This window comes from Massilia hydrophila (assembly GCF_020208145.1).
Classification (GTDB): Bacteria; Pseudomonadota; Gammaproteobacteria; order Burkholderiales; family Burkholderiaceae_D; genus Telluria; species Telluria hydrophila.
Map to the genome: position 1 here is coordinate 811,410 of NZ_JAHYBX010000001.1, position 26,678 is coordinate 838,087.

Consider the following 26,678-nt stretch of genomic DNA (forward strand, 5'->3'; position numbering starts at 1 on the left):
CAACCAAAATGTTATCGCAGGAATGCTATAAAAAGATCGATCGCGAGCTGGCCAAGTACCCAGCCGATCAACGCCAGTCGGCCGTGATGGCCTCGCTGGCCCACGCCCAGGTCGAGCTGGGCTGGCTGTCGCCGGAAACCATGCAGGAAATCGCCGACTACATCGGCATGCCGGCCATCGCCGTGCAGGAAGTGGCGACCTTCTACAACATGTACAACATCAAGCCGGTCGGCCAGCACAAGATCACCGTGTGCACCAACCTGCCGTGCGCCCTGTCGGGCGGCGAGCGCGCCGGCCAGCGCATCAAGGATGCGCTCGGCATCGACTATCGCGAGACCACCGCGGACGGCAAGTTCACCCTGGTCGAGGGCGAGTGCATGGGCGCCTGCGGCGACGCACCGGTGATGCTGGTCAATAACCACCACATGTGCTCGTTCATGAGCGACGAGAAGATCGACGCCCTGATCGCGGAACTGAAGGGACAGAACAAATGACCAGCCTGCACGACCGTCACATCAATCCGCTGATCCTCAAGGACCTGAACGGCGAGAACTGGCACCTGGCCGACTACGTCAAGCGTGGCGGCTATTCGGCGCTGCGCAAGATCCTGGAAGAGGGCATCGCCCCGGAACAGATCATCGCCGACCTGAAGACCTCGGGCCTGCGCGGTCGCGGCGGCGCCGGTTTCCCGACCGGCCTGAAGTGGAGTTTCATGCCGCGCCAGTATCCGGGCCAGAAATACCTCGTCTGCAATACCGACGAAGGCGAGCCGGGTACCTTCAAGGACCGCGACATCATCCGCTACAACCCGCACGCGCTGATCGAAGGCATGGCCATTGGCGCCTACGCGATGGGCATCACCGTGGGCTACAACTACATCCACGGCGAGATCTTCCAGGAATACCTGCGCTTCGAAGAAGCGCTGGAAGAGGCGCGCGCCGCCGGCTTCCTGGGCGATAACATCATGGGTTCGCAGTTCAGCTTCCAGCTGCACGCGCACCACGGCTACGGCGCCTACATCTGCGGCGAAGAAACCGCGCTGCTGGAGTCGCTCGAAGGCAAGAAGGGCCAGCCGCGCTTCAAGCCGCCGTTCCCGGCCTCGTTCGGCCTGTACGGCAAGCCGACCACGATCAACAACACCGAGACCTTCGCGGCGGTTCCGTTCCTGCTGAACCTGGGCCCGGAAAACTACATGGCCCTCGGCAAGCCGAACAACGGCGGCACCAAGATCTTCTCGATCTCGGGCGACGTCGAGCGTCCGGGCAACTACGAGGTTCCGCTGGGCACCCCGTTCGCCAAGCTGATGGAGCTGGCCGGCGGCATGCGCGGCGGCAAGAAGATCAAGGCGGTCATCCCGGGCGGTTCGTCGGCGCCGGTGATCCGCGGCGAGGTCATGATGGATACCGACCTCGACTACGACTCGATCGCCAAGGCCGGCTCGATGCTGGGTTCGGGCGCCGTGATCGTCATGGACGAGACCCGCTGCATGGTGAAGTCGCTGCTGCGCCTGTCGTACTTCTACTACGAGGAATCCTGCGGCCAGTGCACCCCGTGCCGTGAAGGCACCGGCTGGATGTACCGCATGGTCCACCGCATCGAGCATGGCAAGGGCCGTCCGGAAGACATGGACCTGCTGAACAACATCGCCGGCAACATCAAGGGCCGCACCATCTGCGCGCTGGGCGACGCCGCCGCGATGCCGGTGGAAGCGATGATCAAGAACTTCCGCGAGGAATTCGAATATCACATCGAGCACAAGCACTGCCTCGTGCCCGCATACCTTTAAACCAGGTCAGGTAACGATCAAATGGTTGAAATTGAATTAGACGGCAAAAAAGTCGAAGTCGCACCAGGTTCCATGGTGATGGACGCCGCAAACAAACTCGGGACCTATATCCCGCACTTCTGCTATCACAAGAAATTGTCGATCGCAGCGAACTGCCGCATGTGCCTGGTCGAAGTCGAGAAGGCACCGAAGCCGCTGCCGGCCTGCGCGACCCCGGTCTCGCCCGGCATGATCGTGCGCACCCACAGCGACAAGGCGGTGCAGGCACAGAAGTCGGTGATGGAGTTCCTGCTCATTAACCACCCGCTGGATTGCCCGATCTGCGACCAGGGCGGCGAATGCCAGCTGCAGGATCTGGCAGTCGGCTACGGCAAGAGCAACTCGCGCTACGACGAAGAAAAGCGCGTGGTGGCCCCGAAGGAAGCCGGCCCCCTGATCTCGATGGAAGAGATGTCGCGCTGCATCCAGTGCACCCGCTGCGTGCGTTTTGGCCAGGAAGTGGCCGGCGTGATGGAATTCGGCATGGTCGGCCGCGGCGAGCACTCGGAAATCACCACCTTCGTGGGCAAGACCGTCGACTCGGAAGTCTCGGGCAACATGATCGACCTGTGCCCGGTCGGCGCGCTCACCAGCAAGCCCTTCCGCTACTCGGCCCGTCCGTGGGAATTGCAGCGCCGCAAGTCGATCGCGCCGCACGACTCGCTGGGCTCGAACCTGATCGTCCAGGTCAAGGGCGGCAAGGTCATGCGCGTGCTGCCGCTGGAAAACGAAGCCATCAACGAATGCTGGCTGTCGGACAAGGACCGCTTCTCCTACGAAGCGCTGGACAACGCCGACCGCCTGACGGGCCCGATGATCAAGCAGGACGGCAAGTGGATCGACACCGACTGGCAGACCGCCCTCGAGTACGTCGCCCACGGCCTGCGTAACATCCGCCATGAGCACGGCGCCGACAGCATCGCCGCCGTCGCGACCCCGCACTCGACGCTGGAAGAACTGTACCTGCTGAACAAGGTCACCCGCGGCCTCGGCTCGGACAACATCGAGTTCCGCCTGCGCCAGACCGACTTCGCCCTTAGCGGCCAGGTCACGCCGTGGCTGGGCATGCCGATCGCGCACTTCTCGCAGCTCAAGCGCGCCTTCGTCATCGGTTCCAACCTGCGCAAGGACCACCCGCTGGTCGCGACCCGCCTGCGCACCGCTACCAAGGGCGGCGCCAAGCTGTCGCTGCTGGGCGCGAGCGACGACGAACTCCTGATGCCGGTGGCGAACAAGCTGGTCGCCGCACCGGGCGACTGGCTGGCCGCGCTGTCGGAAGTGGTGGTTGCCGTGGCCCTGGCCAAGGACATCGCCGCCCCGGCCGGCTTCGGCAACGTCGAACCGAGCGAAGGCGGCAAGGCCATCGCCGCGACCCTGGTCGGTGTCGACACCCCGGGCGCCGTCCTGCTGGGTAATGCCGCTTCGTACCACCCGCAAGCTTCGAAGATCCACGCCGCCGCGCAGTGGATCGCCGAACAGACCGGCTGCTCCTTCGGCTACCTGGTCGACGCCGCCAACACCGTCGGCGGCCACATCGTCGGCGCAACCGGCAAGGGCGAAGCCGTCTTCGCATCGCCGAAGAAGGCCTACGTGCTGCTGAACGCGGAACCGGAACTGGATGCGGCCAACCCGCAGCAGGCCCGTGCCGCTCTCGACGGGGCCGACATGGTCGTCGTCATGTCGGCCTTCAAGCACGGCATGGACTTCGCCGACGTGCTGCTGCCGGTCTCGCCGTTTACCGAGACCGCCGGCACCTTCGTGAACTGCGAAGGCCGTGCCCAGAGCTTCAACGGCACCGTCAAGCCGCTGGGCGAGACCCGTCCGGCCTGGAAAGTGCTGCGCGTGCTCGGCAACCTGCTGGGCCTGCAGGGCTTCGACTACGAAACCTCGGAATCGATCCGCGACGAAGCGATCGGCAAGGGCGTCACCGACCTGTCCGCCAAGCTGAACAATGTGGCGAAGCTGGCGCCGAGCGCGGGCAGCTACGCTCCCGCCGGCCAGCTCGAGCGCGTCGCCGACGTGCCGATCTACTTCACCGACGCCCTGGCGCGCCGTTCGGAACCGCTGCAGCGCACCGCCGACGCGAATGCGCCGCTGGTGACCCTGTCGAAGGCCGTGGCCGAGCAGATCGGCGTGCGCTCCGGCGACACCGTGCGCGTGGTGCAGGGCAGCGGCAGCGCCGTCCTGGTTGCCACCGTGGACGCCGGCCTGCCGTCGAACGCCGTACGCGTGGCCGCCGGCCATCCGGCCGTCGCGGCGCTGGGCGCGATGTTCGGTCCGATCAATGTTGAAAAAGCAGTTGCACAGGTAGGAGGCGGCAAATAATGGCAACGCCCGGTTTTATCGATACGCTGAACGCCGGCGGGGCCGACATGCTCGGCCAGGCCTGGCCGCTGGTCTGGAACCTGCTGAAGATCGTGGTGGTCCTGCTGCCGCTGATGGGCCTGGTTGCCTACCTGACCCTGTGGGAGCGCAAGCTGATCGGCTGGATCCAGATCCGCGTCGGTCCGAACCGCGTCGGTCCTGGCGGCCTGCTGCAGCCGATCGCCGATGCGGTCAAGCTGCTGCTCAAGGAAATCGTCATCCCGGCCAGGGCCAACCGCAGCCTGTTCGTGATCGGTCCGATCATGACCATCATGCCGGCCCTGGCGGCCTGGGCGGTGGTCCCGTTCGGCCCGCAGGCCGCGCTGGCCAACGTCAACGCCGGCCTGCTGTTCCTGATGGCGATTACCTCGATGGAAGTCTACGGCATCATCATCGCCGGCTGGGCATCGAACTCGAAGTACTCGTTCATGGGCGCGATGCGCGCTTCGGCCCAGATGATTTCGTATGAAATCCCGATCGGCTTCGTGCTGGTGGTGGTGCTGATGGTGACCGGCAGCCTGAACATGACCGATATCGTGGTCAGCCAGCAAATGGGCAGCTTCGCCGACATGGGCCTGAACTTCCTGTCGTGGAACTGGCTGCCGCTGCTGCCGCTGTTCGTGATCTATTTCGTGTCCGGCCTGGCCGAATGCAACCGCCACCCGTTCGACGTGGTGGAAGGGGAATCCGAGATCGTTGCCGGCCACATGGTCGAGTACTCGGGCATGTCGTATGCGATGTTCATGCTGGCCGAATACGCCAACATGATCCTGATCGCCACCCTGGCATCGATCCTGTTCCTGGGCGGCTGGTCGGCACCGTTCGGCTTCCTGGACCTCGGCCCCGTCGTTGGCTTCTTCTGGCTGTTCCTGAAGATGTTCATCATGGTCTCGCTGATGATCTGGGTCCGTGGCACCTTCCCGCGCTACCGCTATGACCAGATCATGCGCCTCGGCTGGAAAGTGTTCATCCCGCTGACCCTGATCTGGCTGGTCGTGGTCGCCATCTGGATGCACTCGCCGTGGAACATCTGGCTGCCTGTGAAGTAAGGAATCAAACGAAAATGAATCGGATTAAAGAAATCGTCGGCAGCCTGATGCTGTCCGAACTCTTCAAGGGCCTGGCCCTGACCGGCAAGTATGCGCTGTCGCGCAAGATCACGGTCCAGTACCCGGAAGAGAAGACGCCGATGTCGAACCGCTTCCGCGGCCTGCACGCCCTGCGTCGCTACCCCAACGGGGAAGAGCGCTGCATCGCCTGCAAGCTGTGCGAGGCGGTCTGCCCGGCCATGGCGATCACGATCGAGTCGGCGCAGCGCGAAGACGGCACCCGCCGCACCACGCGCTACGACATCGACCTGACCAAGTGCATCTTCTGCGGCTTCTGCGAAGAGTCCTGCCCGGTCGACTCGATCGTCGAAACCCACGTGCTGGAATACCACGGCGAGAAACGCGGCGACCTCTACTACACCAAAGAGATGCTGCTCGCCGTGGGCGACCGCTACGAAGCCGACATCGCCGCCGCTCGCGAAGCGGACGCGCGCTATCGCTAATGGCCCGCTAATAAGAAGGCTTAAAAGTCATGGAATTCTCATTCACATCTGTGTTGTTCTACGTGTTCGCGGCCATCATGGTGCTGGCCAGCCTGCGCGTCATCACCACCAAGAACCCGGTCCACGCCGCGCTGTTCCTGGTGCTGGCCTTCTTCAACGCGGCCGGCATCTGGCTGCTGCTGAAGGCCGAGTTCCTCGCCATCGTGCTGGTGCTGGTCTATGTCGGTGCCGTGATGGTGCTGTTCCTCTTCGTCGTCATGATGCTCGACATTAACATCGACAAGATGCGCGAAGGCTTCTGGGGCTACCTGCCGGTGGCGTCGAGCATCGGCGCCGTGATCGTGCTGGAAATGGCCGCCGTCCTGTACCGCGCCTACAAGCAGACCGACCTGTCGGCCGAGGCCGCCGCGCTGAACATCGGCGGCACCAAGGAACTGGGCCTGCTGATCTATACCAAGTACATCTACGGCTTCGAAATCGCCGCCGTGATCCTGCTGGTGGCGATCATTGCCGCAGTCGCCCTGACCCTGCGCAAGCGCAAGGACACCAAAGCAATCGACCCGGGCCTCGCCGTCCGCGTCAAGCGTAACGACCGCCTGCGCATCGTCAAGATGGATGCGGTCAACCAGCGCGCGATCGATGCAGCCAATGCTGAAAAAGCAGCTGCAGCCGCCGCAGCCGCAGTACCGAAGGAGGCACCATGACTTTGTCGCTCGCACACTACCTGATCCTGGGCGCGATCCTGTTCGCGATCTCGGTGATCGGTATCTTCATGAACCGGAAGAACATCATCATCCTGCTGATGGCCGTCGAACTGATGCTGCTGGCAGTGAACCTGAACTTCATCGCGTTTTCCCACTACCTGGGCGACGCGGCGGGGCAGATCTTCGTGTTCTTCATCCTGACCGTCGCGGCTGCCGAATCGGCAATCGGCCTGGCGATCCTGGTGGTCCTGTTCCGTAACCTGGACACGATCAATGTGGAAGACCTCGACACCCTCAAGGGTTGATCCGGTCTCGGCTAGATAAACAATAACGATTAAGGTTCAACATGGCGGGGCAACTCTCTTCCTCAATGTTACTGGCGGTGCCGCTGGCGCCGCTCGCAGGCTCGGCGATCGCCGGCCTGCTGGGCACCAAGTTCTTTGGTAATGTCGTCGGCCGCAAGGTTTCGCACACCGCGACCATCCTCGGCGTGCTGGTCGCGCTGATCATCTCGGTCCAGACCCTGATGGCGGTGCTGGACGGCGCACCGGTCTTCAACGAAGACATCTATACGTGGATGATGGTCGGCGACCTCAAGCTGGCCGTCGGCTTCCAGATCGACACCCTGTCGGCGATGATGATGTGCGTGGTCACCTCGGTCTCGCTGATGGTGCACATCTACACGATCGGCTACATGGCCGAGGACGAAGGCTACAACCGCTTCTTCTCGTACATCTCGCTGTTCACGTTCTCGATGCTGATGCTGGTCATGTCCAACAACTTCCTGCAGCTGTTCTTCGGCTGGGAAGCGGTGGGCCTGGTCTCCTACCTCCTGATCGGCTTCTGGTACACCCGTCCGACCGCGATCTTCGCCAACATGAAGGCCTTCCTGGTCAACCGCGTCGGCGACTTCGGCTTCATCCTGGGCATCGGCCTGCTGCTGGCCGCTTCCGGCTCGATGCAGTACACCGACGTGTTCGCGCAGGCCGACAAGCTGGCCGGCATGACCGTGCCGGGCATCGGCTGGCCGCTGCTGACCGCTGCCTGCATCTGCCTGTTCATCGGCGCGATGGGTAAATCGGCGCAGTTCCCGCTGCACGTCTGGCTGCCGGACTCGATGGAAGGCCCGACCCCGATCTCGGCACTGATCCACGCGGCAACCATGGTTACCGCCGGCATCTTCATGGTGTCGCGCATGTCGCCGCTGTTCGAACTGTCGGACGGCGCACTCTCGTTCATCATCGTGATCGGCTCGATCACCGCGCTGTTCATGGGCTTCCTGGGCATCATCCAGAACGACATCAAGCGCGTCGTTGCTTATTCCACGCTTTCTCAGCTGGGCTACATGACCGTCGCGCTGGGCGTGTCGGCCTACTCGGTGGCGGTGTTCCACCTGATGACCCACGCCTTCTTCAAGGCGCTGCTGTTCCTCGGCGCGGGTTCGGTCATCATCGGCATGCACCACGACCAGGACATGCGCAACATGGGCGGCCTGCGCAAGTACATGCCGATCACCTGGATCACCTCGCTGCTGGGCTCGCTGGCCCTGATCGGTACCCCGTTCTTCTCGGGCTTCTACTCGAAGGACTCGATCATCGAAGCGGTGCACGCATCGAACCTGCCGGGCGCCGGCTTCGCCAACTTCGCCGTGCTGGCCGGCGTGTTCGTGACCGCCTTCTACTCGTTCCGCATGTACTTCCTGGTGTTCCATGGCGAATCGCGCTGGAACAAGCCGCAGCCGCACAGCCACGGCCACGATTCGGATGCGCACAATGAAGAGGACGCGCACGACGCGCATGACGACCACCACCACCACGGCCTGCAGCCGGGCGACAAGCCGCACGAGTCGCCATGGGTCGTGACCCTGCCGCTGGTCCTGCTGGCGATCCCGTCGGTCATCATCGGCTACCTGGCGATCGGCCCGATGCTGCATGGCGACTTCTTCAAGGGCGTCATCACCGTCAACCCGAGCCACCCGGCCATGGCCGAGCTGAACGAGATGTTCCACGGCCCGATGGCGATGGCGATCCACGGCCTGCAGACCGCACCGTTCTGGCTGGCGCTGGCCGGCGTCGTGGCCGCCTACTACTGCTACATGGTCAACCCGCGCGTCCCGGCCTGGTTCTATGCCAAGTTCAAGTTCCTGCACACCCTGCTGGACAACAAGTACTACATGGACAAGTTCAACCAGGCAGTCTTTGCCGGCGGCGCGCGCGCCATCGGTGGCGGCCTGTGGAAGGTGGGCGACCGCGGCCTGATCGACGGCCTGCTGGTCAACGGTTCGGCCAAGCTGGTCGGCTGGTTCTCGACCGTCGTGCGCCACCTCCAGACCGGTTACATCTACCACTACGCCTTCCTGATGATTGTCGGCGTGCTGGCATCGCTGATGTATTTCTTCCCGTTCTGGCGCGGTTAATCACAGGCAAAGCTAAGAAAAGCGAAAAATGATGCAGTCAATTTCTACATTTCCACCTTACCTGAGCCTGGCGATCTGGCTCCCGATCGTCTTCGGCCTGGTCGTGCTGGCCGTCGGCCGTGAAGGCAACAAGGGCCTGACCCGCATGCTGGCACTCAGCGGCGCGGTCGTCAGCTTCCTGCCGACGCTGCCGCTGATCATGAACTTCGACAGCGCCGCCCACGGCATGCAGTTCTACGAAGCGGCCGCCTGGATCGAGCGCTTCAACGTGTTCTACAAGCTGGGCGTGGATGGCCTGTCGCTGTGGTTCGTGCCGCTGACCGCCTTCATCACCATCATCGTGGTGCTGGCGGCGTGGCAGGTGATCGACGAGCGCGTCGGCCAGTACCTGGGTTCCTTCCTGATCCTGTCGGGCCTGATGATCGGCGTGTTCGCCTCGCTGGACGGCCTGCTGTTCTACTTCTTCTTCGAAGCTACCCTGATCCCGATGTACATCATCATCGGCGTGTTCGGCGGTCCGAATCGTGTGTACGCGGCATTCAAGTTCTTCCTGTACACGTTCTTCGGCTCGCTGCTGACCCTGGTCGCGATCGTCTACCTGTACAACGCATCCGGCTCCTTCGACATCCTGGAATGGCACAAGCTGCCGCTCACGATGAACGAGCAGATCCTGATCTTCATCGCCTTCTTCATGGCCTTCGCCGTGAAGGTGCCGATGTGGCCGGTGCACACCTGGCTGCCGGACGCCCACGTGGAAGCGCCGACCGGCGGTTCCGTCGTGCTGGCCGCGATCATGCTGAAGCTGGGCGCCTACGGCTTCCTGCGATTCTCGCTGCCGATCACCCCGGACGCCTCGCAGTACCTGGCCCCGGTGGTCATCGTGCTGTCGCTGGTCGCCGTGATCTACATCGGCCTGGTGGCCCTGGTCCAGAAGGACATGAAGAAACTGGTCGCCTACTCGTCGATCGCGCACATGGGCTTCGTCACCCTGGGCTTCTTCATGTTCAACGACCTGGGCGTGCAGGGCGGCCTGATGCAGTCGATCTCGCACGGCTTCGTGTCGGGCGCGATGTTCCTCTGCATCGGCGTGCTGTACGACCGCGTCCACTCGCGTGAAATCGCCGACTACGGCGGCGTGGTCAACACCATGCCGAAGTTCGCCGCCTTCGCCGTGCTGTTCTCGATGGCCAATGCCGGCCTGCCGGCCACCTCGGGCTTCATCGGCGAATTCATGGTGATCCTGGGCGCCGTCGAGTTCAACTTCTGGACCGGCCTGCTGGCGGGCACCGCCCTGATCCTGGGCGCCGCCTACTCGCTGTGGATGGTCAAGCGCGTCGTGTTCGGCCCGGTCGGCAACAAGCATGTCGCCGAACTGACCGACCTGAACGGCCGCGAGTTCGCCATCCTGGGCGTGCTGGCCATCGCCACCCTGTGGATGGGCCTGTACCCGGCGCCGATCGCCGAAACGCTGCAGGTGTCGGTCACCGACCTCCTGCAACACGTCGCTGCCGGCAAACTGCCTCAATAAACTGCCATGAACGAAATGAACTCCACAATGTTAGCGGCGACCGATGCCAACCTGGCGCCGGTCTATGCCGAAATCTTCCTGCTGATCGCGGCCTCCGCGATCCTGCTGATCGACATGTTCCTGAAGGAGGGCAAGCGTACCCTGACGTACGCGCTGAGCCTGCTGGCCATCGCCGGCTGCGCCGTGTTCTCGTTCGCCGACATGAATGCGGGCGCGACCGTGTACACCTTCAACGGCATGTACGTGTCCGATCCGCTGGCCAACCTGCTCAAGCTGTTCACCTACCTGGCCACCGCCATGACCCTGGTGTATTCGCGCCAGTACGCGGGCGAGCGCGCCATGATGTCGGGTAACCTGGGTGGCGAGTTCTACGTGCTGGCCCTGTTCTCGATGCTGGGCCAGATGATCATGATCTCGGGTAACAGCATGCTGTCGCTGTACCTGGGCCTGGAACTGATGTCGCTGTCGCTGTACGCGCTGGTGGCGATGCGCCGCGACCACGCGGTGTCGACCGAAGCCGCGATGAAGTACTTCATCCTCGGCGCACTGGCCTCGGGCTTCCTGCTGTACGGTATCTCGATGGTGTACGGCGCCACCGGTTCGCTCGACATCACCACCATCGGCCAGGTCAGCGCGGCCGAAGGCACCAACTCGACCATCCTGGTGTTCGGCCTGGTGTTCATCGTGGCCGGCCTGGCCTTCAAGCTGGGCGCCGTCCCGTTCCACATGTGGGTGCCGGACGTCTACCAGGGCGCACCGACCACCGTGACCCTGCTGCTGGGCGGCGCGCCGAAGCTGGCGACCCTGGCCATGACCATCCGTATCCTCGTCGAGGCGCTCCCGAGCATGGCCTTCGACTGGCAGCAGATGCTGATGGTGCTGGCCGTGCTGTCGCTGGCCGTCGGTAACCTGACCGCGATCGCGCAGACCAACATCAAGCGCATGCTGGCCTACTCGACCATCGCGCAGATGGGCTTCGTGCTGCTCGCCATGCTGACCGGCGTGGTGGATGGCGACAGCTCGGACGCCGCCTCCTCGTACAGCGCCGCCGTGTACTACATGATCACCTACGTGCTGACCACGGTCGGCAGCTTCGGCCTGATCATGATGCTGGCGCGCGCCGGCCATGAAGCCGAGAACATCGTGGACTTCAAGGGCCTGGGCAAGCGTTCGCCGTGGTTCGCGATCGTCATGACCATCCTGATGTTCTCGCTGGCCGGCGTGCCGCCGATGGTGGGCTTCATGGCCAAGTGGGCCGTGCTGCAGGCCGTGGCGAATGCCGGCATGGTGTGGCTGGCCGTCGTGGCCGTGATGTTCTCGCTGGTGGGCGCGTATTACTACCTGCGCATCGTCAAGACCATCTGGTTCGACGACGCGGTGGATACGGCCGCGATCCACGCGCCGGGCGACATGCGCGTCGTGATGTCGCTCAACGGCCTCGCCGTGGTCCTGCTGGGCGTCGTGCCGGGCTGGCTGCTGGCCGTGTGCTACAGCGCCATGCAGGCGACCCTCGCCAAGTAACGGGCAGCGTGGATTCCTCCCTCGCTGTCTGGCTGGTGGTCGCGATCTCGATCGCGGCCGCTAACCTGCCTTTCCTCACCGAGCGCGTGTTCGGCTTCATACCCCTGAAGCCGAAGGCGGCCGGTGACGGCGCTTCCTCCGCACGCACCAAGCCGCTCGCGCTGCGCCTGCTTGAATTAATTGTCTTATACTTCGTCGTCGGCTTCCTGGCACGTTTGCTGGAATCGGGCATCGGCGGCGTGTTCGCGCAGAACTGGGAGTTCTATGCGATCACCGGCTGCCTGTTCCTGGTACTGGCCTTCCCCGGTTTCGTCCTGCGCTACCTGCGCAAGCGCCGCCCGTAGGGTGGGCGGCTGCGCCGCCCACGCGTCCAACGAAGGTCGACGACCTTGCATGAAACGGAGCCCGCATGACGCTTGAACTGAAAGAAACCCGCATCGAAGGCAGCGTCGTCTACGACGGCTCCTTCCTCAAGGTCGAGCGCGACAAGGTTCGCCTGCCCGACGGTTCCACTTCCCACCGCGAATACTTCCGCCACCCCGGCGCCGTGGTGATCCTGCCGCTGCTGCCCGACGGCCGCATCCTGCTGGAGCGCCAGTTCCGCTATCCGAACGCCCAGGTCTTCATCGAATTCCCGGCCGGGAAGATCGACCCAGGCGAGGACCACCTGGCCTGCGCCCGGCGCGAGCTCGAAGAAGAAACCGGCTATACCGCCGGCAAGTGGCGCTTTGTCTGCACCATCCACAACGCGATCGCCTACTCCGACGAGCACCTCGAGCTGTTCGTGGCGGAAGACCTGCGGCCCGGTCCGCAAAAGCTCGACCAGGGCGAGTTCCTGGAACTGTTCAGCGTCACGCTGCCCGAGCTGCTCGACATGGTCAAGCGCGGCGAGATCACCGACGTCAAGACCATCATCGGCGCCTTCTGGCTAGAAAAGATCCTGTCCGGCGCCTGGCTTCCCGCCTGAGCCATGAAGCGGCTGCTGGCGCTGCTGCTGTGCTGCTGGGCGCTCCCGGCTGCCGGCGCCGCCGCTGCCGCCACCGCCACCGCCACCGCCGCGCGCACGCCGTTCCAGGCGCGCTGCGAAGACAGCATCGGCGACACGCTGTCGGTGCTGAGCGCGGCCCAGGACGGCTACCGCATCGACAACAGCCTGAGCTTCCGGACCCTGACGGCGATGAAGGGCAGGGCGCGTCCCGGCCAGTTCGTGCTGGGCCTGACCCGCACCGAGTCGCGCGTCAGCATCCAGGTCGGCGGGCGCCTGCTGAGCGATCCGGCCAGCGGCTACGAGTGCATCGCGCCGCATATCCAGGTCAGGCTGAGCTATCCGCCGATCGTGGTCTACGTCGGCCGCGAGTTGCGGCCCGGCTCCTGCGCCTACGAGGAAGTGCTCGCGCATGAATGGCGCCACCTGGAGACCTACCTCGACTACCTGCCCAGGGCCGAGGCGCGGGTGCGCCTGGCGCTCGCGCGGCGCTTCGAGGACAAGCCGCTGTATGCGCGCATCGGCCAGGCGCAGGGGCTGCTGCAGCGCGAGGTCGACCGCGGCTGGATGCCCTACATCAAGAGCGAGATGGCCAAGGTGGAAACGCTGCAGGCGGCCATCGACTCGCCCCAGGAATATGCCCGGCTCGGCAAGGTTTGCGGAGCTGAGGTACAGTCGCTGCTTCGACCGGTACGAAAACACCAGTAATAGAGAATGACACAGCGATGAGCCCGGCTTCACCTTCCTACCATGCCCTGATTCCCGCCGCCGGCGTCGGGGCGCGCATGGGCGCGTCCAGCCCCAAGCAATACCTGCCCGTCGCCGGCAAGCCCATGCTGCGCCATGCGCTCGACGCCTTCCGCGCCAGCCCCCTGATCGCCCACACCTACGTGGTGGTGAGCGCCGACGATCCGTACATCGACGCGGTCGCGCCGGCCGAAGGGGTGACGGTACTGCGTTGCGGCGGCGCGACCCGGATGGAATCGATCCGCAACGGGCTGCGCGCGCTGCAGGGCAGCGTGGACGGCGAGGACTGGATCCTGGTGCATGACGCGGCCCGTCCCGGGCTCGATGCGGAACTGATCAGGCGCCTGATCGTCGAAACGGGTGAGCATCCGGCCGGCGGCCTGCTGGCCCTGCCGGTGGTCGACACCGTCAAGCGCGGCACGCCGGGTGCGCTGGCGACCGTGCCGCGCGACAATCTGTGGCTGGCGCAGACGCCGCAGATGTTCCGCTACAGCTTGCTGTGCCGCGCGCTCGATGCCGCGACCGACCCCGCCGCCGTCACCGACGACGCCAGCGCGGTTGAAGCGCTGGGACTGGCCCCCAGGTTGGTGGAAGGGCATCCGCGCAACCTGAAAGTCACGCTGCCAGTCGACATCCGGATCGCCGAGATGTACCTGGCCGCCTTTCGTCATGAAACGAACAACGAACTGAACTGAACTGAACCACCATGACACAAGCATCCTTCAATCCCACACCGCCGTTTCGCATCGGAACCGGCTACGACTGCCACGCGCTGGTCGAGGGGCGCAAGCTCATCGTCGGTGGCGTGACCATCCCGCACCGCCTCGGCCTGCTTGGCCATTCGGACGCCGACGTGCTGCTGCACGCCATCATCGATGCGCTGCTGGGCGCGGCCGCGCTGGGCGACATCGGCAAGCACTTCCCGGACACCGACCCGATGTTCGCCGGCGCCGATTCGCGTACCCTGCTGCGCGAAGTGGCCCACCGCGTGGTGGCCACCGGCTATACGATCGGCAACATCGACGCCACCATCATCGCCCAGCAGCCGAAGATGGCGCCCCACATCCCGCAGATGGTGTCGCGCATCGCCGAAGACCTGGGCGTATCGCCGCAGCAGATCAACATCAAGGCCAAGACCAACGAGAAGCTCGGCTTCCTCGGGCGCGAGGAGGGCATGGCGGCCGAGGCGGTGGCGCTGCTCGTGCGCGCCGCGGCATGACGCGCGGCCCATGCCGCGCGCCGCGCTCCCGCTGAAGGAATATCCTGCATGCCCGCGCAGGGAGCGATGACGCCGCGCGCGGCCTGGATGCTGATCCTGGCCGCCAGTGCGATCCTGATGATCACGATGGGCGCGCGCCTGACCACGGGCTTGTTCCTGTCGCCGATCAATACCGCGACCGGCATGGGCGTGGCCAGCATCAGCTTCGCGATGGCGGTCGGCCAGCTGGTGTGGGGCGCCTCGCAGCCGGTGTTCGGCGCCATCGCCGACAAGCTTGGCGCGGCACGCGTCATCGTCATCGGCGGCCTCATGCTCGCCGCCGGTACCGCGGCCACGCCTTTCGTCGATTCCGAATGGGGCCTGCTGCTGACCATGGGCATCCTGTCCGCGGCCGGGGCTGGTGCCGGCAGCTTCTCGATCCTGATCGGCGTCACCGCGCAGCGCCTGCCGCCCGAGCGGCGCGCCTTCGCCTCGGGTTTCATCAACGCCGGCGGCTCCTTCGGCCAGTTCGTGTTCGCGCCGCTGATGGGAGCGATCATCGCCAGCGCCGGCTGGGTGGCGGCGATGCTGGCGATGGCCGCCTCGACCCTGCTCACCATTCCGCTCGCGCTGGGCATGCGCAACAAGCCAGCGCAGCCGGTGGCGGTTCCGGCAGCCGCGGCGCCGGCCGCGCCGGTCCAGCCGGGCATGACCCTCACCGAACAACTGCGCCAGGCCATGCGCGACCGCAGCTACCTGTGCCTGCACCTGGGTTTCTTCACCTGCGGCTTTCATATCGCCTTCCTGGTCACCCACCTGCCGCAGGAAGTGGCGCTGTGCGGCCTGCCGGCCGGAGTCTCGGCCACTGCGCTGGCCCTGATCGGCCTGTTCAACATCGGCGGCAGCCTGGCCGCCGGCGCCCTGGCCAGCCGCTACCGCATGAAGTCGCTGCTGGCGGTCATCTATGCCAGCCGCGCGGTCATGGTCGTGCTCTACCTGCTGGCGCCCAAGACCGCGCTGAGCTTCTACCTGTTCGCCGGCGCGCTCGGCTTCACCTGGCTGGCCACGGTGCCGCCGACCGCCGGCCTGGTCGGCAAACTGTTCGGCATGCGCTACCTTGCCACGCTGTTCGGCCTGACCCTGCTGTCGCACCAGATCGGCGGCTTCTTCGGCGCCTGGCTGGGCGGCCTGTCCTTCGTGCGCTTCGGTGACTACACCTGGATGTGGTACGCCGATATCCTGCTGGCGCTGGCGGCGGCCCTGGTCAACCTGCCGATCCGCGAGGCGCCGGTGGCGCGCACGGCAGCGCTGGAGGCCTGACACGATGGCGCGCGAAGCCTGGGCCTATCGCGAAGTGGCGGTCGAGTCTTTTCGCGACCCGCGCAGCGGGCGCGTTGCCATCCGGCCGGTCTCCGGCCAGGCGTATGCGACCTCGCTGCGGGTGCACTGTTCGCGCCTGCTGTCCGACCCGGAGCGCTACCCGGTTGGCACGCGCTTCCTGATTTCCGCCAAGCTCACCGACCGCCAGGGAGGCGAGCGCTACCTGTATGCCTGGCATGGCGACCCGGTGGCGGTGATGAGCAAGGCCGCGCTCAAGCGCTTTCTCGAGGAACGTCGGCGCCTGCGGATCTAGCCGCAATCGGCGCAATATTGTGAAAATGGTTACCATCAGGTTTTGAGACCGAACCGAAAGGAACACCATGACCACCAGGAACATCGCCGTCATCGTCGGCAGCCTGCGCAAGGACTCGTTCACCCGCAAGGTGGCGCAGTCGATGATCGAACTGGCCCCGGCCAGCCTGAACATGGAGATCGTCGAGATCCGCGACCTGCCGCTCTACAACCAGGACGACGAGACCGATCACCCGCCGGCCGCTTTCACCGCTTTCCGCGAGCGCATCAGGCAGGCCGACGGCATCCTGTTCTGCACCCCGGAATACAACCGCTCGGTGCCGGGCGCCCTGAAGAACGCCATCGACGTCGGCTCGCGTCCCTACGGCAAGGCGGCCTATACCGGCAAGCCCTGCGCGATCGTCAGCGTCTCGCCCGGCGCGCTGGGCGGCTTCGGCGCCAACCACCACCTGCGCCAGATGCTGCCTTTCCTCGACATGCCCTGCATGCCGGCGCCCGAAGCCTATGTCGGCATGGTGGCCGGCAAGTACGAGGGCGAGCGCCTGGTCGACGACGCCAGCCGCGCCTTCTTCCAGACCTTCATCGACACCTTCGCCGGCTGGGTCGAGCGCCATGCCAGGTGAGCATCCGATCGCGGTGCGCGGGCTCGACCACATCGTGCTGCGCGTCGCCGACCTGAATGCCATGATCGCCTTCTACGGCGAGGTGCTCGGCTGCCCGGTCGAGCGCCGCCTCGACGAACTGGGCCTGGTTCAGTTGCGCGCCGGGCATTCCCTGATCGACCTGGTGCCGGTGGATGGCACGCTGGGGCGCGAAGGCGGCGCCGCGCCCGGCGTGGGCGGGCGCAACCTCGACCACCTATGCCTGCGCATCGAGCCCTTCGACGAAGCCGCGATCCGGCGCCACCTGGAGGCGCATGGCGTGGACGCAGGACCGCTTGCATCGCGCTACGGCGCGGAAGGCGATGGCCCCTCGATCTATCTGCTCGACCCCGAACGCAATACCGTCGAGCTCAAGGGACCGCCTTATCCCCGATGAAGGCGCGCACTGCAGACAGAGCCCCCGACGCCGCCCGACCCGCGGCCCGCTACGGCCGCCCGGACGGCTGGCGCGGTGCCTTGTACGACCTGATCTTCCTGAGCGATTCGGCGGCCGGGCGCCGCTTCGACATCGCGCTGGTCGGGGCCATCCTGCTCAGCATCCTGGTCGTCGTGCTCGACAGCGTACCGATGGTCCGCGCCCGGCACACCGACCTGATGCACATGCTGGAATGGGGCTTCACGCTGCTGTTCACGGCGGAATACGTGGCGCGCCTCGTGTGCGTGCGCCAGCCGCTGCGCTACGCCACCAGTTTCTTCGGCATCGTCGACCTGCTGTCGGTGCTGCCCACCTATGTGTCGCTGCTGGTGCCGGGCAGCGAAGCCTTGCTCGACATCCGCATCCTGCGCCTGCTACGCGTGTTCCGCATCTTCAAGCTGACCCTCTACATCGAGGAATACACGCGGCTGGGCGAGGCCCTGGCCGCCAGCCGCCGCAAGATCATGGTCTTCCTCTCGGTGGTGCTGATGGCGGTGCTGATCCTCGGCACCGTGATGTACGTGGTCGAAGGGCCGGCCCGCGGCTTCACCAGCATCCCGACCGCCATGTACTGGGCGGTGGTGACCATGACCACGGTCGGCTATGGCGACATCACGCCGCAGACCACGCTCGGCAAGGCCATCGCCTCGTTCATGATGCTGCTCGGCTGGGGTATCCTGGCGGTGCCCACGGGTATCGTCACCGCCGAGATGTCGGCGCGCCGTAACGACCGCCGCCGCGGACCGGCGCGCCTGCCGCGCAACTGCAGCGCCTGCGGCAGCGGCGGCCACGAAGGCCGCGCGCGATTCTGCAGGGATTGCGGTGCCGAGCTGCCTGCGGTGATGGGGAAACACTGACGCCGCGGGCAATGGCGCCGGCAGCGCTGGCACCGAAGCGGAACGGGGTCTCAGTCGGGCTGCCTGGCGCGCTCCGCCTCCAGCTCGGCGCGCATCGCCTCGACCTCCGTCATGTATTCCGCCACGGTCGCATCCGGACTGGCGCGCAGTTCGGGCGGCAGCAGCACCGCCATGTACAGCTCGTCCGCGACGAAACCCTGGCGTTGCTGGTTCACGATCAGTACCAGGCTCGATGCCAGCACGGCGACTGCGGCGCAGGCCGCGCGCAGGCGCCGCCGCAAGGACGGCTTGATGGTCGCCAGGTGGAAGTAGATGATGCCGGCGATCGTCGCCACCGCCACGTGCGAGCCGTAGCGCGTCAGCCATTCGAGCGAATAGGCATAGGCGACGACGGCCGCCAGCAAGCGGAAGCCCACCAGGGCCGTCATCCCGCAGCCGAAGATGAACAGATGCCGGCCCAGGCGCGTGTAGCGTCCGAACAGGCGGTTCATGAACGCCCACAGGCTGCTCCACAGCAGGGCCGCGCCGATGCCGGCCGCCGGGGCCAGCACGTAGTTCAGCAGTTCGAAGGGCTGGGCGTCGAACAGCCAGGTCAGCAGCAGAGCCACCAGGCCCGCCAGCAGCACGCCCACCAGGCCGGGCAACAGGCCCTCCCAGCCGTGCATGGTGCGGTCGCGCAGCTCGGCCGGTACCGGGAAGTCGGCCGGCCGCACGCGCAGCGAGGTATGCCCCATGCGTACCACGGTGTCGCCGCCGAGCTCCAGCTGCTGCACCCGCTTGCGGCCGTGGTTCAGGCCATTGCGTGTGCCGAGGTCGCGCATCAGCAGTGCGCCGTCGGGGTCTGCTTCGATCACCGCGTGGTGGGCCGCCGCGTATTCGTCGTCCAGAATGAAGTCGTTGTCGTAGGCGCGGCCGACGCGGATCGGCAGGCTGTGCGCACGGTGCCGATGCAGCACCTCGCCGTTGCGCGCCAGGATCTCGACGGTCCAGGGGCCCTTCATGGCTTGTTCCCCGGCGCGGGCGCGCGCCGCACGCTGCGCCCGAACGAGCCCAGGAAGGCGCGCGTGATGCGCATGCCGTTCTCGTAGGAGACACCGGACACATCCAGTCGGCTTTGCAGGCTCGATTCGGCGGCATCCGTACTGGCGGTGAGCAGCGTGAAATTGTACAGGCCCTCGAACTTGCGGTAGGCGCGCACGCAGGTCACCGCGCGCAGCGGCAGGGTGCGCGTGTGCACGAAGCGCTCGCTGCACACCGGTTTGGTCAGGCGCCGGTCCCAGGCGCTGCCCAGCTTATCGGTACGAAACATCTGGCTGGCCAGGGCCGCGAAGGGCAGCCGGGCCAGGTTGTCGGAGCGAATGTACTGGTGGGTCATCGCCACATGCCCGGTCTGCTGCGACGAGGAGACGTAGATCGCCGACTCCATCGCGCAGCTCATCGCATCGAGGGTGTAGGCGGTCTGGGCCTTCACATTGGAGCGCCCCCAGCAGCGCAACTGGCCCGACTCGCGCACCGGCACCAGGTAGGGGCCCATGCTCTTGATCGCCAGCGGCTCTTCCAGCAGGCGGTCGACCATGGCGCGCTGGTGCTCCAGCAGCTGGGCCGCGATCAAGGGATTGAAATCCTTCGGCGGGACCGGCTGGGTTTCCACTTTGCGCAGCAGTTCCTGCACATACTTCACCGGCACCAGGAAGCTGACCGATTCGCCATCGCGCCGCTTGGAGACGTTGACCCCGGCCACCGTACCGTTGCCGGTGACGCTGGGCCCGCCGCTCATGCCGGAATTGATCGGCCCGCCGAACATCAACTGGTCGTAGAAGCTGCGCGTGACCACGCCGTTATACGCGCCCTCGGAGATCGCGAAGCCGAGGTCGAGCGGATTGCCGAGCGAGTACAGGCGCTGGCCCTGGGTCAGGCGTACCGGGTGTTCGGGCACCTTGAAGAAGCCGCTGCCTTCGCGGTTGACGCGCACCACGGCCAGGTCGTGCAGCACGTCCACCGCCATCAGCTCGACGGGGCCGCTGTTGCCGTCGGTGTCCACGTATTCGGCGGTGTAGACGTCCGGGTCGAGCGCCATCTGCGACACCACGTGGTAGTTGGTGACCACCAGGTTGCCGGTGCCGACCAGGAAGCCGGAACCGACCGTCGACTGCGTGCGGCCGTTCTTGAGCAGCATGCGGATCTGCAGCAGGTCGCCGCGCGCCGAGGCGTACAGGTCCTGCGCGGCCGAGGACGGCGGAGGCAGGGCATCCTGGCTATCGACCTCTCCCGGGGCCGGGGCCGTCGGGCTGGCGCCGGGTGGCGCTTCCGGCGACAGGTGCGGCGGTGGCGCCGGGCTGGCGGCGGGTGCCGGGTTGGATACTGCGCCGTTCCTGCTGGCCTGGACCGTCCGGTCCGCGGGCGGCGCCGTGCCGGCGCTGGCGGCAAGGCTGGACAACAGGAGGGCGGCGAGGAGTCGTTTCATGCATTCCCATCATGGCAGGACGAAACGCTATCTTGCCATTGGACGCGGGGGCTGTGCGCGCGTTACCCTCAGGAGAATCTGTTCCAGGGCAAATGCACCACTGAGTGCCGGCGCGATCAGATCACATCGGGCGTGGCGGCAGGCGCCGGCGCCTGGTCGGCCGGCACCGCGGCGGGCGGCGTCATCATGTGGCCGAGCTTGGCCTGCTTGGTGTTCAGGTAGCTGTTGTTGTAGGCATTGCGGTTGACCAGCAGCGGCACCCGCTCGGCTACCGCGATGCCGAGCCGGGTCATGGCGTCGATCTTGCGCGGGTTGTTGGTCATCAGGCGCAGCGAGCGCACCCCGAACCGTTCCAGCATCGGCCTGCACAGTTCGTAGTTGCGGGCGTCGGCATGGAAGCCCAGCTGCAGGTTGGCCTCGACCGTGTCGGCGCCCGCTTCCTGCAGGCGGTAGGCGCGGATCTTGTTGACCAGGCCGATGCCGCGTCCTTCCTGGCGCAGGTAGAGCAGGATGCCGCGGCCTTCCTCGGCGATGCGGCGCAGGGCGCCCTCGAGCTGGGCGCCGCAGTCACAGCGCTGCGAGAACAGCACGTCGCCGGTCAGGCATTCGGAATGCACGCGCGCCAGTACCGGCTCCCCGTCGCCGACGTCGCCCAGCACCATCGCCAGGTGCTCCTTGCCGGCGCCCGGCGATCCGGTGCCGTGCTCGATGAAGGCGTGCAGCGTGAACTGCGCCCACGGCGTCGGCAGGGCGCACGAGGTGACGTACTCGAGCTGCTGGTCGTTGGCGCTGGCGGCGGTATCGGAAGGGGCGGTGGCAGGCATGGTGTTCTCGTGTCGAAGCGTGTTGCAGTAACCGTGCAGTTTACCGGAAAACCGCTCCCCCCGTGCGGGGAGCGGCCCCGGCGCCGGCACCGGGAACTCAGCGCGGGATCACGACCGGCTCGTCGAAGCCCAGTTCCTTCATGCGCGGCAGCTGGGTCTTGGCGTCGCCCACCACCAGCCACACCATCTTCGACGGATCCAAATACTGCCGCGACAGCGCCTGGACCCTCGGCAGCGTCATCGACCCGACCACCGCCTCGCGCTCCTTGACGTAGTCGGGGCGCCAGCCGTACTTGCTGATGTTGTCGAGCATGCCCAGCTTGGCGCCGGCCGTCTCGAAGGCGCGCGCATTGCTCTTGACCAGGAAGTTCCTGGTGGTCTCCAGGTCGGCCGCCGAGTAGGTGGCCGGGTAGTCCTGCAGGATCTGCTTCACCAGCTGGGCCGACTCGAGCGTGACATTGCTGCGCACGCCGCTGGCGATCATGAAGGGGCCGGCGCTATTGCTGCCCGAGAAGCCCGAGTTGATGCCGTAGGTGTAGCCCTTGCCCTCGCGCAGCTGCTGGGTCAGGCGCGAGGCGAAGCCGCCGCCGCCCAGGATGTAGTTGGCCACCGTGGCCGGATAGTAATCCGCGTCGGTGGCGGCCAGCGCCCGGTAGCCGACCTGCAGCACCGATTGCTTCGCGTCCGGCACGTCGACGAAATACACCCTGGCCGGCGCCGGGGCCGACGCGGCGGTGGCGGACGGCAGCTTGACCGGATGCGCCTTCCATGCGCGTCCAAGTCCGGCCAGCGAACGGGTAACGGCAGCCTTCGGCAGCGCGCCCACCACGTGCATGCGCGCCACCGACGGCGACAGGTTCGCCCCGTAGTAGCGCTGCAGGTCGGCGATGGTGATCGCGTTCACGCTCTCGGCCGTGCCCAGGATGTTGCGCGAACGGGGATCGTCCTTGCCATACACCAGCTTGGCGAAGTTACGGCTGGCGATCGCATTCGGTTCCGCGTCCTGCTGGCGAATCTGGCTCAGCACGCTTTGCTTGACGAGGGCGAATTCCTTCTCGTCCCAGCGCGGCTGGAGCAGGATTTCCTGCACCAGGTCCAGGGTCGGCTGGAAGTTGCGGGCCAGCGTGGTCACGCTGACGCGCACATCCTCGGCGCGCGCCGACACGTTGATGCTGGCGCCGAGCTGCTGGATCGCTTCTTCCAGTTCCTGCGGGGTGCGCTTGGCGGTGCCCTGGGTCAGCATGCGCGCCATCAGGTTGGCCACGCCCACCTTGTCCGGCTGGTCGAGCAGCAGGCCGCCGTCGATCGCAATGTCGAACTGCACCAGCGGCACTTCGCGGTTCTCGATGCCGAGCACGCGCATGCCATTGGCCAGCCTCGTATCCCACACCTGCGGCACCTTCACCGCCGGCGTCTCGCCATACCCGGGTTCCTTGCTGCGGTCGAAGCTGGACGGGGTCTTCGCATAGGTGGCGTTGGCGCTCGGATCGACCGCCGCTTCCGCACCCTGCACCACCTTTTCCTCGACCACGTCGGCCTTGGCCGAGCCGGAGAGGGCCAGCGCCAGCCTGCCTTTCGGGACGAAGCTGGTGGCGACGTAGGGCTTGCCCTTGATGTAGGTGTCGTACACGCGGCGCACGTCGGCCGGCGTCACCGCCAGCGTTTTCCTGATGCCGTCCGCCACATAGCCCGGATTGCCGGTCAGGTAGTTGTACTCGGCCAGCAGGGCCGACTTGCCCAGTACGCTCGACACCGAGGCATAGAAGCGGGTTTCGAGGCCGGCCTTGATGCGGTTCAGGTCGCGCTCGGAGATGCCTTCGTCCTCGAACTTGGCGAAGGCCTTGCCGACCGCGCCCATCACCTCGTCGAGCGGCTTGTTCTCGAAGGCGCGCACGCGCAGCATGAACTGCCCGGCGATCTCGCCAGTCTGGTTGCCGATCTGGACGCTCGGTGCCAGCTTGCCGTCTTCCACCACCACCTTGTAGAACGGCGCGCGCTTGGTCTGCGACAGGTATTCGGCCAGCACCTCGAGCGCGTACGAGTCGGGATGCAGGTCTTCCACCGTCGGCCAGGCCATGGTCAGCTCGGGCAGCTTGGCGAAGTTGTCCTCGTGCGCCAGCTTCACGGTTTCCTTGACTACCCCGGCGCGCTTGGCGATCGGCGCGACCGGCGCGCCGCGCTTGATTTCGGAGAAATACTTTTCGACCCACTTGCGGGCCTGGACCGGATCGAAGTCGCCGGCCAGCACCAGGGTCACGTTGTTCGGCACGTACCACAGGCGGAAGAATTCCTTGACGTCGTCCAGGGTCGCGTTCTGCAGGTCTTCCAGCGAGCCGATCACCTGCCAGTTATACGGGTGGTCGAGCGGGTACAGCGCCTTGTTGATCACGTAGCGGGTGTGGCCGTAGGGCGCGTTGTCCACGCCCTGGCGCTTCTCGTTCTTGACGACCTGCTTTTCCTTGGCCAGCACGGCGTCGGTGACGGTATTGATGAACCAGCCCAGCTTGTCCGCCTCGGCCCAGATCATCTTCTCCAGCGCGTCCTTGGGCACGGTCTGCAGGTAGTTGGTGCGGTCCGTCGAGGTCGAGCCGTTGGCGCCGGAGCCGCCGATGCGGGCGGTCATCTTGTCGAGGCCGCCCTTGCCCAGGTTCTCCGATTCCAGGAACAGCAGGTGTTCGAACAGGTGAGCGAAGCCGGTGCGGCCGGCCTTTTCGCGCGCCGAGCCCACGTGCGCGGTCAGGTTGACGGCGACCACCGGGTCGGAACGGTCGATATGGAAGATCACGTCCAGCCCGTTGGGCAGCGTGAACTTCTGGTAGTCCACTTTCAGCTGGGCGCCGGCCGCGGCGCTGGCGGCGGGCTTGGCCGCATGCGCGGGCACGGAAGCGGCCGAGGCGAAGCAGGCGGCCAGCAGGAGGGGCAGGGGAGACATCTTCATGCAATCAGGTCCTTACGATGGAAACGAACAGCCGGCAGGTGGCCACACGGTTCTGGATAGTATTGCAATTTCCTGATTGCTACAACGTGAAAGGCTTGCGAACCCTTTAGTCGATATGGACCGAGATCGTCATGCCGAGCAGCCGGGTGCCCCTGGTCCTGGCCTGCATGTCCCAGCCGTCGCAGCCGGTCTGGAATGTCGGGGGCAAGGGATGGTCCAGCCCAAGCTTGCGCTGCAGGGCGGGCGCCGTCAGGGACAGGCCCAGGTGGTGCGGGCCGAGTTCGGCCTGGCTGACGATGCGCTTGCCGTCCGCCAGCACCAGGTAGTCGATGCGGGCATCCTTTGCCTGGCGCCTGTAGAGGCGGGCGCCGCTGGCGGGATCGCGCCTGAGCAGCCGGTCCGCGGGCATGGACCGGGCCACCATGGCATCCAGGCGTGCCATTTCCCCCTCGAGGTAGGAGCAGGCGGCGGCGTAGCGCGCTTTGGAGGCCGCCGAGGCCGGGTCTTCCTGGGCCGCGCCTGCGCAGGGCAGGGTGAACAAGGTGAGCAGGGCAGCCAGGGTGCCGTAGCCAGGCGCGGCGCGCATCGATGCGTTCATGTGACTCCTCCTTGCCCCATAGGCTACAGCAAGCGCGGCGCGCAAGCGTCACGGATTGTCACAGCGCGAGCGCGCGCAGCGAGGCGGCAAAGCCGTCCAGCGCCCGGCCGACCTCGGCCGGCTGCTCGATCATCGAGAAATGCCGGCCCGGCACCAGCACCACCTGCTGGCGCGGGAAGCGGAAACTGCGGTAATGCTCGGCGCCGCTCACATGGTCTTCCTTGCCGCTGATGACCAGCACCGGCATCGCCAGGCCGGCCGTGGCGGGCGCCATGTCGTGCGCGTAGCCGGCAATGGCGCCGCTGGCGAACAGGGTGGAGGCGAAGTCGCGGTTGGCCGCCAGGCCCCGCATGGCGGCGCCGACGCGGGCCTCGGTGGCCGGGTCCGCATACATCAACCGGCCCGTCAGCCTGGCCTGGCCCAGCAGGCCCATCACCATGCCAAAGCGCTGCGGCAGCGGCGCCGCCGGATCCAGCGGCGGGCGCGCATCGGCCGGCAGCAGGGCGTAGCCGTGCGTGACCGTGCTTTCCATCGAGGCCGGCAGGTGCAGGATGCCGTTCATGAGCACCATGCCAGCCACCCGGTCCGGATGCTTGCGCGCGTAGGCGGTCGCGATGATGCCGCCGAAGGAATGCGGCATCAGCACCCATTTGTCGATCTTCAGGCTGGCGCGCAGCTCTTCCATGTCCTGTACCACGCGTTCGAGCGAATAATCCTTGTGCGGATCGCTGGCCGAACGGCCGCTGCCGCGCTGGTCGAGGTAGACCATGCGGAAGCGCTTCTCCAGCACCTCGCCCGCCAGCCGCTGCACCACTTCGCTGCCCGAGCCGGGGCCGCCGTGGACGAACAGGCAGGGAATGCCCTGGCCGGCCGCCGTATAGGCCAGGGCCACGCCGTCGCTGGTGGTCACCGTGGCGGCGCCCTGCGCGGCTGACGGTGCAGCGGCGGCCGGCGGGGCCGCGGCCGGCTGGGCCAGGACGGAAGGGCAAGCGAGGCACAGCGCCAGCAGGCCCAGGGAAAGGTTCGCGCGAGAAACGATCATCGACATGGCATTCCAGCAGGTATTGGTGGTTTGCCATGATAGTTCCATATACATACAAAAATATACAAGAAGCTATCTTGCACAGCACCATTGTGGTGCGGACGCACTAGCGCCGGGGCAACGGGCGGGATGGGCAGGATGGGCAGGATGGGCGCAAGGGGTCCAGCAGGGCGCGCAGGTCATTGTGGTCGAGCTCGTACATCAGGGCCAGCAGCTGGCCCAGCTCGCCGCGCGGAAAGCCTTCGCGCGCGAACCAGCCGAGGTAGTGGCCGGGAAGGTCCGCGATCTTGCGGCCCTGGTATTTACCGAAGGGCATCTCGCGTTCGAGCAGCAGGGGCAGGTGGTCGGTGTTCATCGTTGCGGGGCGCATGGCGTGCGCCTGTTCTGTCAGGAGCGCGAACCTTGT

The 26,678-nt window shown here is 66.0% G+C and carries 27 protein-coding genes; 20 read left to right on the forward strand and 7 right to left on the reverse strand.

All coding sequences use genetic code 11. From position 1 onward, the window contains the following. Window positions 1-8: 8 nt before the first annotated feature. The 20 genes from nuoE to LE190_RS03810 all read left to right on the forward strand — a co-directional run bounded on the left by nuoE (window position 9) and on the right by LE190_RS03810 (window position 18,406). Window positions 9-494 (forward strand): NADH-quinone oxidoreductase subunit NuoE, encoded by a 486-nt coding sequence (gene nuoE / locus LE190_RS03715; protein WP_225237433.1) that lies wholly within the window; start codon window positions 9-11, stop codon window positions 492-494. Further along, window positions 491-1,786, forward strand: coding sequence for an NADH-quinone oxidoreductase subunit NuoF (gene nuoF / locus LE190_RS03720; protein WP_225237434.1), 1,296 nt, complete (start codon window positions 491-493; stop codon window positions 1,784-1,786). The genes nuoE and nuoF overlap by 4 nt, the downstream gene beginning before the upstream one ends. 21 nt (window positions 1,787-1,807) lie before the next feature. Beyond that, complete coding sequence (gene nuoG, locus LE190_RS03725; protein WP_225237435.1) at window positions 1,808-4,150, forward strand: NADH-quinone oxidoreductase subunit NuoG; 2,343 nt, start codon at window positions 1,808-1,810, stop codon at window positions 4,148-4,150. After that, window positions 4,150-5,238 (forward strand): NADH-quinone oxidoreductase subunit NuoH, encoded by a 1,089-nt coding sequence (gene nuoH / locus LE190_RS03730; protein ID WP_225237436.1) that lies wholly within the window; start codon window positions 4,150-4,152, stop codon window positions 5,236-5,238. The genes nuoG and nuoH overlap by 1 nt, the downstream gene beginning before the upstream one ends. Window positions 5,239-5,252: 14 nt before the next feature. Continuing rightward, the gene (nuoI, locus tag LE190_RS03735) at window positions 5,253-5,741 is read left to right on the forward strand and encodes an NADH-quinone oxidoreductase subunit NuoI (RefSeq protein ID WP_224942432.1); all 489 of its coding nucleotides are present in this window, start codon (window positions 5,253-5,255) and stop codon (window positions 5,739-5,741) included. Window positions 5,742-5,770: 29 nt separating this feature from the next. Next, window positions 5,771-6,445, forward strand: a complete 675-nt coding sequence (locus tag LE190_RS03740) for an NADH-quinone oxidoreductase subunit J (RefSeq protein ID WP_225237437.1) — start codon at window positions 5,771-5,773, stop codon at window positions 6,443-6,445. Further along, window positions 6,442-6,750, forward strand: a complete 309-nt coding sequence (gene nuoK / locus LE190_RS03745) for an NADH-quinone oxidoreductase subunit NuoK (protein WP_225237438.1) — start codon at window positions 6,442-6,444, stop codon at window positions 6,748-6,750. Before LE190_RS03740 ends, nuoK begins: the two co-directional genes overlap by 4 nt. 41 nt (window positions 6,751-6,791) lie before the next feature. After that, window positions 6,792-8,861, forward strand: coding sequence for an NADH-quinone oxidoreductase subunit L (gene nuoL / locus LE190_RS03750; RefSeq protein WP_225237439.1), 2,070 nt, complete (start codon window positions 6,792-6,794; stop codon window positions 8,859-8,861). A gap of 28 nt (window positions 8,862-8,889) precedes the next feature. Next, a complete protein-coding gene (locus LE190_RS03755; protein WP_225237440.1) occupies window positions 8,890-10,389 on the forward strand; it encodes an NADH-quinone oxidoreductase subunit M in 1,500 nt (499 codons plus the stop codon). A gap of 27 nt (window positions 10,390-10,416) precedes the next feature. Further along, window positions 10,417-11,910 carry an NADH-quinone oxidoreductase subunit NuoN gene (nuoN, locus tag LE190_RS03760; RefSeq protein ID WP_225237441.1) on the forward strand — a complete coding sequence of 498 codons (1,494 nt, stop codon included), beginning with the start codon at window positions 10,417-10,419 and terminating at the stop codon, window positions 11,908-11,910. Window positions 11,911-11,918: 8 nt separating this feature from the next. Continuing rightward, window positions 11,919-12,254, forward strand: a complete 336-nt coding sequence (locus LE190_RS03765; protein WP_225237442.1) for a DUF2818 family protein — start codon at window positions 11,919-11,921, stop codon at window positions 12,252-12,254. A gap of 65 nt (window positions 12,255-12,319) precedes the next feature. Continuing rightward, entirely contained in the window at window positions 12,320-12,877 is a 558-nt protein-coding gene (locus LE190_RS03770) for an NUDIX domain-containing protein (RefSeq protein ID WP_225237443.1), read from the forward strand. Between the two features lie 3 nt (window positions 12,878-12,880). Beyond that, complete coding sequence (locus LE190_RS03775; protein ID WP_225237444.1) at window positions 12,881-13,603, forward strand: hypothetical protein; 723 nt, start codon at window positions 12,881-12,883, stop codon at window positions 13,601-13,603. 17 nt (window positions 13,604-13,620) lie between these two features. Next, entirely contained in the window at window positions 13,621-14,337 is a 717-nt protein-coding gene (ispD, locus tag LE190_RS03780; protein ID WP_225237445.1) for a 2-C-methyl-D-erythritol 4-phosphate cytidylyltransferase, read from the forward strand. Window positions 14,338-14,348: 11 nt separating this feature from the next. Then, entirely contained in the window at window positions 14,349-14,861 is a 513-nt protein-coding gene (gene ispF / locus LE190_RS03785) for a 2-C-methyl-D-erythritol 2,4-cyclodiphosphate synthase (RefSeq protein ID WP_225237446.1), read from the forward strand. A gap of 48 nt (window positions 14,862-14,909) precedes the next feature. Further along, entirely contained in the window at window positions 14,910-16,160 is a 1,251-nt protein-coding gene (locus LE190_RS03790) for an MFS transporter (protein WP_225237447.1), read from the forward strand. Window positions 16,161-16,164: 4 nt separating this feature from the next. Continuing rightward, the gene (locus LE190_RS03795; RefSeq protein ID WP_225237448.1) at window positions 16,165-16,473 is read left to right on the forward strand and encodes a hypothetical protein; all 309 of its coding nucleotides are present in this window, start codon (window positions 16,165-16,167) and stop codon (window positions 16,471-16,473) included. A gap of 67 nt (window positions 16,474-16,540) precedes the next feature. Beyond that, window positions 16,541-17,095 carry an NADPH-dependent FMN reductase gene (locus LE190_RS03800; RefSeq protein WP_225237449.1) on the forward strand — a complete coding sequence of 185 codons (555 nt, stop codon included), beginning with the start codon at window positions 16,541-16,543 and terminating at the stop codon, window positions 17,093-17,095. Next, window positions 17,085-17,510, forward strand: a complete 426-nt coding sequence (locus LE190_RS03805; RefSeq protein ID WP_225237450.1) for a VOC family protein — start codon at window positions 17,085-17,087, stop codon at window positions 17,508-17,510. The genes LE190_RS03800 and LE190_RS03805 overlap by 11 nt, the downstream gene beginning before the upstream one ends. A gap of 80 nt (window positions 17,511-17,590) precedes the next feature. Next, window positions 17,591-18,406, forward strand: coding sequence for an ion transporter (locus LE190_RS03810; protein WP_307734668.1), 816 nt, complete (start codon window positions 17,591-17,593; stop codon window positions 18,404-18,406). A gap of 50 nt (window positions 18,407-18,456) precedes the next feature. On the opposite strand, the gene LE190_RS03815 is transcribed toward LE190_RS03810, so the two are convergent. The 7 genes from LE190_RS03815 to LE190_RS03845 all read right to left on the reverse strand — a co-directional run bounded on the left by LE190_RS03815 (window position 18,457) and on the right by LE190_RS03845 (window position 26,627). Then, on the reverse strand, window positions 18,457-19,407 hold the full coding sequence (locus LE190_RS03815; protein ID WP_225237452.1) for an FHA domain-containing protein: 951 nt from the start codon (window positions 19,405-19,407) through the stop codon (window positions 18,457-18,459). Next, entirely contained in the window at window positions 19,404-20,870 is a 1,467-nt protein-coding gene (locus LE190_RS03820; protein ID WP_225237453.1) for a S1 family peptidase, read from the reverse strand. Before LE190_RS03820 ends, LE190_RS03815 begins: the two co-directional genes overlap by 4 nt. A 116-nt stretch (window positions 20,871-20,986) precedes the next feature. Further along, a complete protein-coding gene (gene ribA / locus LE190_RS03825) occupies window positions 20,987-21,694 on the reverse strand; it encodes a GTP cyclohydrolase II (RefSeq protein ID WP_225237454.1) in 708 nt (235 codons plus the stop codon). A 97-nt stretch (window positions 21,695-21,791) separates the two neighbouring features. Next, on the reverse strand, window positions 21,792-24,632 hold the full coding sequence (locus LE190_RS03830; RefSeq protein WP_225237455.1) for a M16 family metallopeptidase: 2,841 nt from the start codon (window positions 24,630-24,632) through the stop codon (window positions 21,792-21,794). A 106-nt stretch (window positions 24,633-24,738) separates the two neighbouring features. Next, complete coding sequence (locus LE190_RS03835; protein WP_225237456.1) at window positions 24,739-25,230, reverse strand: hypothetical protein; 492 nt, start codon at window positions 25,228-25,230, stop codon at window positions 24,739-24,741. Window positions 25,231-25,288: 58 nt separating this feature from the next. Beyond that, complete coding sequence (locus LE190_RS03840; protein ID WP_225237457.1) at window positions 25,289-26,278, reverse strand: alpha/beta fold hydrolase; 990 nt, start codon at window positions 26,276-26,278, stop codon at window positions 25,289-25,291. 100 nt (window positions 26,279-26,378) lie between these two features. Continuing rightward, window positions 26,379-26,627, reverse strand: a complete 249-nt coding sequence (locus tag LE190_RS03845) for a DUF3820 family protein (protein WP_225238048.1) — start codon at window positions 26,625-26,627, stop codon at window positions 26,379-26,381. Between the last annotated feature and the right edge of the window lie 51 nt (window positions 26,628-26,678).